This is a genomic window from Burkholderia sp. 9779_493, assembly GCF_015712215.1.
Classification (GTDB): domain Bacteria; phylum Pseudomonadota; class Gammaproteobacteria; order Burkholderiales; family Burkholderiaceae; genus Burkholderia; species Burkholderia cenocepacia.
Genome location: NZ_JACCQA010000006.1, coordinates 62,700 through 75,398, shown reverse-complemented (window position 1 = coordinate 75,398; position 12,699 = coordinate 62,700). Strand labels below are relative to the sequence as shown.

7 protein-coding genes are annotated in these 12,699 nt (G+C 64.6%); 4 read left to right on the top strand and 3 right to left on the bottom strand.

Annotated elements, in window-relative coordinates; translation table 11 throughout:
- Positions 1–24: 24 nt before the first annotated feature.
- From H0X95_RS07750 to H0X95_RS07735, 4 genes are all read left to right on the top strand, one after another.
- Entirely contained in the window at positions 25–1,398 is a 1,374-nt protein-coding gene (locus H0X95_RS07750) for a M23 family metallopeptidase (RefSeq protein ID WP_058902540.1), read from the top strand.
- 368 nt (positions 1,399–1,766) lie between these two features.
- The gene (locus tag H0X95_RS07745) at positions 1,767–2,840 is read left to right on the top strand and encodes a catalase family peroxidase (protein WP_059720931.1); all 1,074 of its coding nucleotides are present in this window, start codon (positions 1,767–1,769) and stop codon (positions 2,838–2,840) included.
- Positions 2,837–3,403, top strand: coding sequence for a cytochrome b (locus tag H0X95_RS07740; protein ID WP_058902541.1), 567 nt, complete (start codon positions 2,837–2,839; stop codon positions 3,401–3,403). Before H0X95_RS07745 ends, H0X95_RS07740 begins: the two co-directional genes overlap by 4 nt.
- A gap of 541 nt (positions 3,404–3,944) precedes the next feature.
- On the top strand, positions 3,945–7,244 hold the full coding sequence (locus H0X95_RS07735) for an autotransporter outer membrane beta-barrel domain-containing protein (RefSeq protein WP_059720930.1): 3,300 nt from the start codon (positions 3,945–3,947) through the stop codon (positions 7,242–7,244).
- A gap of 323 nt (positions 7,245–7,567) precedes the next feature.
- Here the strand turns inward: H0X95_RS07735 and H0X95_RS07730 are convergent, their stop codons facing one another.
- The 3 genes from H0X95_RS07730 to H0X95_RS07720 form a co-directional block, all read right to left on the bottom strand.
- Entirely contained in the window at positions 7,568–8,395 is an 828-nt protein-coding gene (locus H0X95_RS07730; protein ID WP_059720929.1) for a carbon-nitrogen hydrolase family protein, read from the bottom strand.
- A gap of 81 nt (positions 8,396–8,476) precedes the next feature.
- A complete protein-coding gene (locus H0X95_RS07725; protein WP_058902544.1) occupies positions 8,477–9,955 on the bottom strand; it encodes a purine-cytosine permease family protein in 1,479 nt (492 codons plus the stop codon).
- A gap of 552 nt (positions 9,956–10,507) precedes the next feature.
- A complete protein-coding gene (locus tag H0X95_RS07720) occupies positions 10,508–12,421 on the bottom strand; it encodes a flavin monoamine oxidase family protein (protein WP_058902545.1) in 1,914 nt (637 codons plus the stop codon).
- Positions 12,422–12,699 lie beyond the last annotated feature (278 nt).

Below are 12,699 nucleotides of genomic sequence, written 5' to 3'. Positions count from 1 at the left end.
CATTGAATAGCGAGTGACGACGTCATGCGGTCAGACCTGCGTTTCCGTGTCGCACGCGAGCAAGGTCGACCCGCGTCACGCGGCGTTCACCGTTTTCCGATGGGTCGTGCGTTCCTGCGCGGCATCGTCGCGGCGGCGTGCGTGGCCGGCGCACAGGGCGCGGCAGCGCAGGCGTTTCACGACGCCGCGCCGGCCGCGCCCGCGACGGCGGAAACCACCGATCTTGGCGACGTGCCTTTCTTCAATTCCGCGCGCACGACGTGGGGCGGCCTGCGTGCATCATCCGCCGCGCCGCTCGACGTCGCTTATGCATCGCACGCGTTGAACGTGTCGGCGGGCATCGAACGAGACGATCCGGTGGCGCGCTTCGGCGCCTGCGTCGCGTATCGCGTGCTGTGCAATACCGCGCGCGGTGCGGTCGAACGCGGCTATGCATCGCGGTTCGATTACGGGCTGGCGTCGGCGTTGCCCGCGACGGGCGCGCAGCCGGCGTTCGCGCGAGGTCCGGTCGATCTGGCCGCCGCCGAGCCGTTCACGCTCGCGCAGCCGGATCGCGGCACGCGTGCCGGCGCGATCGTCGGCAGCCTGCACGCGTCGCTGGCGCGCGCCGATCTGCCGGCCGGCGTCGCCGCGCAGATCGCCCGCATGCTGGCCGGGCGCATCGATTCGAAGCAGCGCGGCGCGCATGGCGATACTTTCCGCGTGGCATTCGAGCCCGACCACGGCGCAACGCGGCCGGGCCGCGTACGCGTGACGGCGCTCGATGTCCGCTTTCGCGGGCAGCGCGTCGCGGCCGTGTGGTTCGCCGCGCAGGCCGGCTCGCCGGGCGCCTATTACGAGTTTGACGGCATGCCGCTCGCCGGCGCACGCTTCGCGATGCCGGTCGCCGCGACGCGCATCAGCTCGCCGTTCGGCGCGCGCGTGCATCCGGTGAGCGGTGCGCGTCACGTGCATTCGGGCGTCGATCTCGCGGCGCCGGCGGGCCGCGCCGTTCATGCGTCGGAGCGCGGCGTCGTGACGTTCATCGGCACCGAGCCGCGCGGCTATGGCAAGTACGTGGTGATTCGTCATGACGGCGGTTACGCGTCGTACTATGCGCACCTGTCGGCGTTCGAGCCGACGTTGCGAACCGGCGCGCGCGTGATGCGCGGTCAACGCGTCGGCGCGGTCGGCAGCACGGGAACGGCGACCGGCCCGCATCTGCACTTCGAGGTGCGCCGGCATGCGCGCCTCGTCGATCCGATCGAGCTCGTGCACGCAGCCCGAGCGGCGAAACTGAAGGGCGCGCAACGCGTGGCGTTCAACCGCGTGGCGCGTGATGCGCGCATTCAACTGGCGTCGGCCACTTGGGCGCAACCCGTGGCGATGTCGACGCGCTCCGCATCCCATGCGGGCTGACCCCTAGCAGTTGCCCGCTCCTCGATGCTGGCCGCAATGGCCGGCATCGTTGCATGGGCCAACCGACACCCGCCGTCTCGGCATGCGCGCAACGACGCTGCGCGCGCGGCCGGACTGGTCCTACACCCCGTTGACGATTTCAGCCTGGTCTGATGGTTCCGCTTTTGCCCCGTCGCTAAGATTTTCGGATGCAACGCGCGTGGCGATTCCCACAGCGAGTCATCGCGACCGCGTTCGTACCTCAATCGACTCGATCGTGCGCACCCGGCGGCGCCCGTGAGCGCGGTCGCGCGCTTCATGCATAGACGACCGCGCTGGGCAAAACACGGCGCGGCATGCACGACGACACAACGGGATGAAAACCATCTATGTCAAAACTGGATTTCACGTCGAAACGCACGTGGGGGGCGCTGGCGGCGATTGCCGTCGTGGCCGGCGCACTGACGTCGACCCTTGCGTGGACGGCCGGCTGGATTGGTTCGCGCACGACCAGCGTATCGCTGGTATCGGAAACCCCGCAGCCGTTTCCGCCCGGCTTTCGCCGCGCGCACGGCAAGGGCGTCTGCTTCGTCGGCACGTTCCGTCCCGACCGCGCGGCGGTGCCGTTGTCGACCGCGCGTGTCTTCACGCAGGCGGACATCCCGGTCGTCGGACGACTCTCGATCGGCACCGGCAGCCCGTACGCGGCCGACAACTCCACGACGACGCTGAGCATGGCTCTGCTGCTGACGACCGATGACAAGCAGCAATGGCGCATGGCGATGAACAACCAGCCGTACTTCGCGACACACGAACCGGAGGGCTTTCTGGCCATGCAGCAGGCGACCGCGCCCGATCCGGCCACGGGCCAGCCAGACCCGGCGCGGGTGTCCGCGTTCCTGAAAACGTACCCGGAGGCGGAGAAATTCATGAAATGGGCGGCTCAGGAACCGGCGCCCGGCAGTTTCGCGGGCGCGACGTTCTACAGCGTCAATGCCTTCTATCTCGTGGCCGCCGACGGCCACCGGCAGCCGGTGCGCTGGATGATGCGCCCGCATGATCCGTTCATGCCGATGAGCGATGCGCAGCGGCAGAAGGCCGACCACGACTTCCTGTTCGAAGGCGTGCGCGAGCGGCTCGCGCGCAAGCCGCTCCATTGGGATTACGTGTTGCAACTCGCGCAGCCGGGCGATCCGGTCGACGACGCGTCGCAGCCGTGGCCGGCCGATCGCAAGCAGCTCGTCGCCGGCACGCTGGAAATGACGCGTGTCGTCGAACAGGCCGAGGGCGCGTGTCGCGACATCAACTTCGATCCGTCGATCGTGCCCGCGGGCGTCGCGGTGTCGAACGATCCGATCCTGAACGCGCGCTCGGGAGCGTACGCGCATTCGTTCAATCGCCGCGAACGCGAAATCGGATACGGCAAGGCGACCGAGGCGGTCGGCAAGCAGGAGGTCAAATGAATACGCACAAGCTCGCGAGCAACGGCGCACCGCGCCATTTCAACGCGCTGGCGCGCGGTCTGCACTGGCTGATGGCCGCGATGATCCTGGCCATGCTGTTCATCGGCGCCGGCATGATGACGTCGTTGCATCACCGGATCTGGCTGATCGACCTGCATCGGCCGCTGGGTATCGCGATCCTCGTGCTGGCGCTGCTGCGCGTCGCGAACCGGTTGCGCAGCCGGCCGCCGGCACTGCCGGCTAGTCTGCCGTATTGGCAGGTGCTCGCAGCGAAAGCGTCGCACTGGGCACTGTATGTGCTGATGTTGGCATTGCCGCTGATCGGCTGGGCCTTGTTGTCGGCGGGCGGTTTCCCGATTGTCCTGTTCAAGGGCGTCAACCTGCCTGCGATCGTACCGGCCAGCCCGACGCTCTTTGCATGGTTGCGCGATGCGCACGGCCTGTTGGCGCGGCTGCTGTTCGTCGTCGTGCTGGCCCATCTGTCGGCCGCATTGGTCCATGCGTGGATTTACCGGGACGGCGTTTTTTCCAGCATGGCACGTGGTGGACGGCAACGCGGTTAAGTAGCCCGTCGTTCGATCGTCGGCGGAGTGCGTCGCATGGCGGCTTCGACGGCGGCCGTCCAGCTATCCGGAACATCTGCTGGCGGGATCGTCGAGCGCATCGACGAACACCTCTGGCCATGTAGTCGTCCAAAAGCCCGTGGCATTGCTTCGTGCAAGGCAACATGGCCGAGTTGTCCATGTTGCTTTGCACGACCCGTGCGATTGCGGTATCGCGTCATATTTTCCGATTCGCCCGAATCTCGTCGTCACGACTTTCAGCAGTCTCGCGATAACCGGAAAATTAAACCGGTTCGCTCCCATTCGCTTTCATGATGCCGGTGCCGCAGCATTTTCCGCGACGCAACAACGCGACCATTTTCCTTATTTCCCGTTCCGCAATGAATTGCGACGTGATTTCCGATATCACGCCAATGGATCTTGCGATTATTTCAAGACAAGTGATATAACCCGTTTCACGCACCGATTTGCAGCAATAACGTCACCAATAAATGCGAGCGGAAAAATGAAAAGAAAGGCGCGGAACCTGGGTTTGGGTGGAATGGCGATTCTGACCGGCGCGGTGCCGGTCAGTGCGTATGCGGCGTGCTCGGCCACCGCGCCGGGCAGTGGCATGACGGTGACGTGTACCGGCGCGAACGCGCCGTCGGTCGTGGCCACGGCCGGCAGCACCGGCGTGACGATCAACCTCGATTCGACCGTGACGGGCAGCTACGTGTTGACGTCCACGCCGACGCCGTTCTCCATAGACACGTCGAGCACGATCACCAACAACGGCAACCTGTCGATGTCCGGCAACGGCACGGGCGTCGCGAATCGCGGCGCGGTGCTGCTCGGCGTGAACAACGGCAACACGCTCACCAATGCGGCGACCGGCGTGATTTCGACGTCGGGCACCTACAACGACGGGATGGCCGCGAACGGCAACAACAATACGCTGGTCAACAACGGCACGATCACGACCACCGGCAACAACGCGTACGGGATGACGGCCGCGTGGGGGCAAAGCAATCCCGGCGCATCGGGCAACCAGATCGTCAACACGGGCACCGTGACGACATCCGGCAACAACGCGCGCGCCGCGTCGCTGCTCGGCGGCAATGGCACGATCACCAACAGCGGCACGCTGACGTCGAACGGCCGCGATGCGCCGGCCGTCTACATGCAGGGCAACAACGACACGCTGGTCAACAGCGGCACGATCCAGACCACCGGCACCGCGACCAGCGGCGGCAGCGTCGACGCGGTCGTATCGAACACGCTCGGCAGCTCGTTCACCGCGACGATCACGAACCAGGCCGGCGGCCGGATCATCAGCAACAACGGCATCGGCGTGCGCTCGACCAACGGCGCGACGACAATCACCAACGCGGGGCTGATCCAGGGCGGCGGCGGCACCGCGATCCAGGGCGGCAACGGCAACGTGACGCTGATCCTGCAGACGGGCTCGCAGATCGTCGGCACGGCCAACGGCGGCGCGGGCACCAACACCGTGACGCTGCAGGGCACCGGCACCGCGTCGAATGCGTTCACGAATTTCCAGAGCCTGACGATGGCCGGCACCGACTGGACGTGGGGCGGCACCGGCACGTTCTCGACCGCGCTGGTGCAGAGCGGCACGCTGAACCTCACGGGCACGCTCGGCACGACGACGGCATCGGTCGTCGCGACCGTCAACGCGGGCGCGACGCTGCAGGCCAATGCGTCGAACCTGCCGCTGTCGGTCACCGACAACGGGCTCGTGCGCTTCCAGCAGGACAGCGCCGGCACGTACACGGGCACGATTGGCGGGTCGGGGGCGGTCGAGAAAACCGGCGCGGGGACGCTGACGGTCGCGCCTTCTTCTGCAGGCGGCAACACGTACTCGGGCGGTACGACGATCACGCAGGGTACGCTGTCGGTCGCGGCGGACAACGCGCTCGGCGCGGCGTCGGGACCGCTGACCTTCAACGGCGGCACGCTGCAACTCGGCAGCGCGTTCGATCTCGCGGCGAGCCGCGCCGTGTCGATCACGGCGAACAACGGCACGATCGACACGCAGGGTTTCAATTCCACGATCGCGCAGAACGTCACCGGCGCGGGCGGGCTCACCAAACTCGGGGCCGGCACGCTGACCATGAACGGCGCGAACGCCTATGCCGGCGGCACCGCGCTGAATGCCGGCACGCTCGTCGTCGGTGACGCCGCGCATGCGTCGGCCGCGCTGGGCGGTGGCGGGCCGGTGACGGTAGCAGCGGGCGCCACGCTCGGCGGCTACGGCAGCGTGACGGGCAACGTGACGAACAACGGCACGCTCTCGGTCGCGAACGCGCTGGCGAGCGTCGCCGGCGGCGCCACCGGCAATTTCCGGATCAACGGCAATCTGACCAACGCGGGGCTCGTTCAGCTCGGCGGCAGCGGCGTGGGCAACACGCTGACGGTCGCGGGCAACTACGTCGGCCAGAACGCGACGCTCGCGCTGAACACGACGCTGGCCGGCGATGGCACGCCGTCGGACAAACTGGTCGTCAGCGGCGGCACGGCGAGCGGCTCGAGCACGCTGAAGGTGACGAACGTCGACGGCGCGGGCGCGCAGACGACGGGCGACGGCATTCAGGTCGTGCAGGCGACGAATGGCGCGACCACGAGCACGAACGCGTTCTCGCTGTCCGGCGGGACGGTCAGCGCCGGCGCGTACACGTACTTCCTCGCGAAGGGGGGCGAGTCGAATGGCACAGGCGACAGCTGGTATCTGCGCAACACGGTGCCGCCGAGACCGCAGCCGCGCGTCGTCGAGCCCGGCCAGCCGACGCCGCCGGCCGAGCCGCCGGTGATCGCAGCCGAAGGCACGCCCGAATCGATCGTCGAGGCGGTCGATCATGCCGGCATCGGCGCCAATCCGGAGCCGATCTATCGCCCCGAAGTGCCGCTATACGCGGAAGCGCCGGCCGTCGCACGCCAGCTTGGCCTGCTGCAGATCGATACGTTCCATGATCGTCAGGGCGAGCAAGGCCTGCTCGCCGAAAACGGGTCGGTGCCCGCGTCGTGGGCGCGTGTATGGGGCGGCAACAGCAACATCAAGCAGAAGGGTGACGCGACGCCGTCGTTCGACGGCACGGTGTGGGGGATGCAGGTCGGGCAGGATCTCTACGCCGATACGACCGCCGGCGGCCATCGCAATCACTACGGTTTCTTCCTCGGTTTCTCGCGCGCGGTTGGCGACGTGAACGGCTTCGCGCTCGCGCAGCCGGACCTGGGCGTCGGCACGTTGCAGGTGAACGCATACAACCTCGGCGGCTACTGGACGCACATCGGCCCGGGCGGCTGGTACACGGACGCGGTGCTGATGGGTAGTGCGCTCACGGTGCGTACGCACTCGAATGACAACGTGAACGGCTCGACGAACGGCAACGCATTCACGGGCTCCGTCGAAGCCGGGCTGCCGATCGCGCTCGGCAACGGATTGACGCTCGAGCCGCAGGCGCAGCTCGTGTGGCAATGGCTGTCGCTCGATCGCTTTAACGACGGCGTGTCGAGCATCGGATGGAACAACGGCAATACGTTCCTCGGCCGGATCGGCGCTCGGCTGCAATACGCGTTCGATTCGAATGGCGTGAGCTGGAAGCCGTATCTGCGCGTGAATGTGCTGCGTTCGTTCGGCAGCGATGACAGGACGACGTTCGGCGGCTCGACGACGATCGGCACGCAAGTCGGGCAGACGGCCGGGCAGATCGGCGCGGGGCTCGTCGCGCAACTGACGAAGCGCGGCAGTGTGTATGCGACGGTCAGCTACCTGACGAACCTCGGCGGCGAGCATCAGCGCACGATCACCGGCAATGCGGGCGTGCGGTGGGCATGGTGACGACGAAGCGCGCCGACCGACATTCGGCCTCGGAGTGTGATCGGGCCGTAGCGCGAGCTCGACGCGCGCATACGGCACAGGACTGGAAGTTGAGGCGGAACAGGGTTTGAACCAGATGGCCGTGCCGTCGGCCACCATCCAGTGCCCGTGCCACGGCACACATCGTGCGCGGTTCCGGATGGCAGGCGGTCGAGGCATGCGCCGCAAAACCCACGCCGTCGGTAGCGTGCCGATCCGGAACCGCGCAGCGATAGAGTAGCGTCCGGCGCCACGCAGGCCAATCAGCCTGGTCCGATTTGGCGGAGCCGTGGCAGCCAGGCGCGCTAGTCGCCGCGTGACGCCGCGTCGGTTGCGGTGTCCCGGCACGACGCAGGCCAGAGGGCCGGGTGTACCAGATCGAGATAGCGGAAAGCGGCGCGATTGCGCGGAATCGCATCCAGATCGATACCGACGTCGACCACCGCGTCCCGGTCTGACGGCGCCGCGGCAATGACGTCGCCGTCGGGCGAAGCGACGATGCTTTCTCCGCTGAACGTATAGCGATCGCCCGGGCCGACCCGATTGGCCATCGCGACGAAGACCTGATTTTCGAGCGCGCGTACGGGAATCATTTTCCGATGGACATGGCCATGAGGTTGCATCATGCCGTCGGGGATCACGATCAGATCCGCGCCGGCCCGCGCGAGCGCCCGGGCGGTTTCCGGGAATTCCAGATCGAAGCAGATCAACATGCCGACCTTGACGCCGCGCCATTCGCACACGTCGAACGTACTGCCCGCTTCGAAGACGCCCACATCCGATTCGTACAGGTGGGACTTGCGATAGCGCAGCCGGAGTTCGCCGAATTCATCGACCAGAATCGCCGTATTGAAGTAGCGCCCGTCGTCCTGTTCGGCGAATCCGATGACGACGGCGACGTGCGCGTCACGCGCGGCGGCGCGAATTGCCCGTACGGACGGCCCGTCGAGCGGCTCGGCCAGTTGAGCGACGTCATCCGGTGTCGGAAACCCCGGAAGGTACGTCTCGGAGAAGATGACCAGATCGGCGTTGCCGCGCGCCGCTTCGATATGCGCGAGGGCCTGAGCAAGATTCGACGCGTGCGCGCCGTCCTTCAGGGTGGACTGGATCAGGCGCAATCGCAAGATACTCATTGTCGGTACTCGATGACAGTTAATGGCGAGGATGACGGAAGCGGTTCCGGCGACAGAGCCGGGACAGGCTGACCGGCAGGCTCAGTTGGACGGCACGTCGACGGCGGGCGTTTCAGCGATGATGCGGCGTTCGCGATCGAGGTCGAGCGAGCGCGACATGAGCCAGTAGACGCCACCGGAGACGATCAATCCGACGAGCCAGGCGACATCGACGCCCCCGAGCATCCGTGCAAACGGCCCGACGAATACCTCCCGGTTCACCTCCGCGTCGAACACATAGAAGAACGGCACCATCGACGCGAATCCGATCAGGTAAGACAGGATTCCGCGCAATTGCCAGGCTCCGTACAAGCCGCTCGGTGTGAAGAAATGCGCGATCGCGTAATGGCCCCGACGCACGAAGAAGTAGTCGACGAGGTTGACGGCGGTCCACGGCACCAGGAAGTAGAGCATCAGCGTGAGGAATGTTTGAAGCAGCGCGATGCCGTTGCCTCGGATCGCGAACACGCAGGCGAGCACGAACGTGCTGATCGCGAGAATCGACGCGACCCGCGCGCGGCGCGTCGGTTTGATCGGCACGATCGAATCGATGCCGGTCAGCACCGTCAGCATTGCGCTGTATGCGTTGAGCGCGATGATCGGGAGGAAACCGGCGAGCGACACGAATGCGATCAGCTTGCCGAGACCGGGGACGAGCGACGCGCCGACGTCGTTCATCGCGACCAGCGCATCGGCCGCGTGCAACTTCTGGGCGAGCCATGCCCCCAGGCCGATCATCCATGCGCCCGACAGCGACGCGCCGGCAAAGATCACCGCGATCAGCTTCGCGCGGCTCGTCTGTTTCGGCAGATAGCGCGAATAGTCGGATACGTACGGGGCATACGAGATGTTGTAGCTCGCGGCAATCGCAAACTGGGTCGCGAAGCCGATCCAGTTGAAACCGGATGGCGTCGACGACACGGGCGCGCTCGACGGCGCGGCATGGCCGAACACGAGCGCGAGCGTGACGAGCGCATAGAGCGGCAGCGTGGCGACGAGCGCCCACGTGAAGGTGCGATGCATCAGGTCATGCCCGTAGATCGCGAGCAGTGCGCCGATGGCGACCGCCGCGACGGCGACGAAACCGCCGTCGATGCCGAAGACGTTGTGCACGCCGTCGACCATCAGCGACACGTTGACGACATTGAAGCCAACGAACACGAACAGCGTGGCGAGCAGCGCGACGATGACGCCGCGATAGCCGAACTGCGCGCGCGACTGGATCATTTGCGGCAACCCCATTTCGGGCCCCTGCGAGCCGTGGAACGCCATGAACAGCGTGCCGAACATGATGCCGAGCGCGCCGGCGAGCGTCGTCCAGCCCGCCGACAGGCCCATGCCGGGCCCGACGAAACCGATCGAGATCGTGAAAAAGTGGAAATTGCCGAGAAACCAGAACGGTCCCTGGCTGGCGAGCTTCGCATGGCGCTCGCTCTCCGGAATGTAGTCGATCGAATGATGCTCGATCTGAAGGCCGGTTGGTTCGGCGCGAGCGAGGTCGAGGGTCTCGGGGCGATGCATGACGACGATGTCTCCGTGAGCATGCCGCGGCAGGCGGCATGTTTGCGCGCCAACGAGCGTGGCGCTTGATGAATGTTCGTATGATCAGGGACTGCGTGGGCGACCGGTCGTACGTGGGGATCGACGTGTCAGCCGGGCATGCGGGACCGGCAGCCCGGTGTCGGCACTGCGGCAAGCGCCGACATGTCGGGGCAAACGGTGCCGGGAGGGATCACCGCGTCAGCTGTCTCAATTTTGTTGTCTCCTTTCGTGCGATCGGCAAGAACGTGGTCAGCGTCGGTCTCGATGCGCCGCGTCGCCACTGGACGTAGTTGTACGCGGGTGATGCGAAAAGAGGAATGCGAATATATCGACGTAAACATCGATCCGGACCGATGCATGGGGGATGTAAGGAGGTTATTCGAAGCTGGAGTGCAAGGATGCGTGTCGTCGAGGTCGTGGAACGGTTTTGCGGATGACGAACGGTTTCAGGGAACGGGACGGGCGCAGGCCCGTCCCAGGACATTCCATAGCCGACGTGTCGCGGTTGCGAAAGGGACGCGCCGGAGCCAGTCAGGGGCGGGAATGGATCGATGTGCTTTGGGGAAGCTGAACGGGTTTCAGTTGATCCCACATCGTGATCGGACCGGGATTGTCAAGCGCGGCGTCCGCGCCGCCGAACATGCGCACCACCTTGTTCACGGCGTTGATCGCCGTGCCGATGGCGCCTTCGATCCAGCCGGCCACCCACGAAATGTCGTCGCCGGCCAGGATCATTGGATTAGCGTGTGGGCGCGGCGGCTCGTCCGGTTCGACACCGTCTATAAATTGCGAGAAGAGGCGTCGTTGCAGTTCGTACTGACCGGGCAGGTTCATCTTGAATGCGCCGAGATAGAGCGGTTCGTTCTCCCAGTTGATCTCGACTTCTGCGTTGCCGCCAGGGGCGAGCTCGCTCTCGAGATCGACCTTCGGGTAAATATCCTTGAGAACCTGGCGGCACAGGTGCGCGTGCGAGTGAACCGCGCCGTCTCGATCGCCGAGAAGCTTGAGTGCGTCGTCATTCCACGTGTACGAGAGGAAGATGCCGGTCCCTCTCGTACTGCCGGCGCTCTCACTGTAATCGACGAGATACGTGCCTCGCGTGAGCCGGTCGGAGAGCGTCACGCTCATTTTTCGCATGTTGGTCTCCGGATCGGTCTCCTTCCAGAACGCCGATTTCGTCGCCATGAAGATCTTGGCCGATTGCATATAGTGCGTGTACTGAATGGCCTCCCACGTCCTGGCGTCGAACAGGTTCGTGGTCTGTTGGTATTGTTGATGCGTACCGTAGTGGCGGAGTTTGTCGAGAATACGAACATGCGGCGTGTAGATTACCGCGTCGAACAGCATCTCCTGTATCGCGCCAGTGGACACATCGGTGATCGTCACGGTGAGTGTGTTGTCCGGGTTGCGCGACAAGTGGCGAACTTCCTTGCCGTGCGGTATCGGGTTACCGGGGAAGGCGGTTGCGAGCGCCTGCATCGTCGTCTTCAACACGGACTCGTTCTGCGTATCGGGATCCGTGACGTCGTGCAGTTCGGTTGGTGTTTGGGTCAGCAATGTGTTCGGAAGCGTGGAGGTGCCGTCGTACATCAGTCGATGATCGACGTCGAGGCCGGTATAGAGCACGCGCAACACCTCCAGGAAACCGTTCGGGTAATCGGTATTCCAGCCGCCCGTGCCGAAACCGATTTGCCCGAATAGATCGATCGTCTCGCGGTCCCATTGCGCCACGTCAACCAGGGCGCCGTGAAAACTCAGGTTGTCCCAGCCTTTGGTGTGCAGCAGATTTTTCCATGTCGCCTTGATTGCATCGTAATCGGGCGGATCCTGCGACATCGCGGCCTGAAGTTCGTCAAGCTTGATGTCGTCGTTGTTTAGCCACCCGTGGGGGCCGAACATGGATTCTTCGAGTTCCACGTATTTTTCGGGGATGGGGAACGGGTTTTCGGTGCCGCTCGGAACCGACTGGTAATAGGTCCGCTCGCCCTTGTAGTCGATGACGGTGCTGAAGGCGGCTTGACTGCCGGGATTGGGAAACGGAGCCCAATTTTTCAGCATGCCGACTTTTTCGAAATAGTGGAGGCCGGCCTTTCCGGAACTCGGAAATCGCATTGCGCCAAGCTCGGCGAATACCTGATGGTCGGGGTCCGAACCGAGACGTTGCGCATTCAATCGACCACCGATGCGATCCGACGCTTCGACGATGACTGGGCGAAAGCCCAGCCGCAACAATTCGTAGGCTGCGACCGTGCCTGCCACGCCGGCACCCACTACCAGCACGCGTTTCGATTTCGCATCGGACGAAACCTGAAAAAGCGGCTTGTTGGCTGATTTGGCATTATCGAGGAACCTGCCGTAGTGAAATGGAAAATCGGGAATCAATGCTGCGAGATCCAGGCCGCGTGTTCTAGGCGTATTGCGATTGTGCGACGGGATTGACGACATATGATCACTCCTGGAACTGAAAATATTGATTTGATTGTTCGGGGTTTCAACGTCAAGCCAGACAAGGCTTGCTCGGCGCTTGTCGCTTTATGAGCCAACGAAGCTTAGAAAATCGTCATGCCGGTTTCAAGGAAAATTACGGACGTTGATTGGAATTCGGTTGGAGTGGTTAAGTTTTCCAGAAAGACTGGCGCGCGGACCAGAAACGGAGTGCGAGGTTATTTATTGAATATGGCTATTGACGCCCGCAGGCATGATGTCGCCGGAGTTTCGATCAG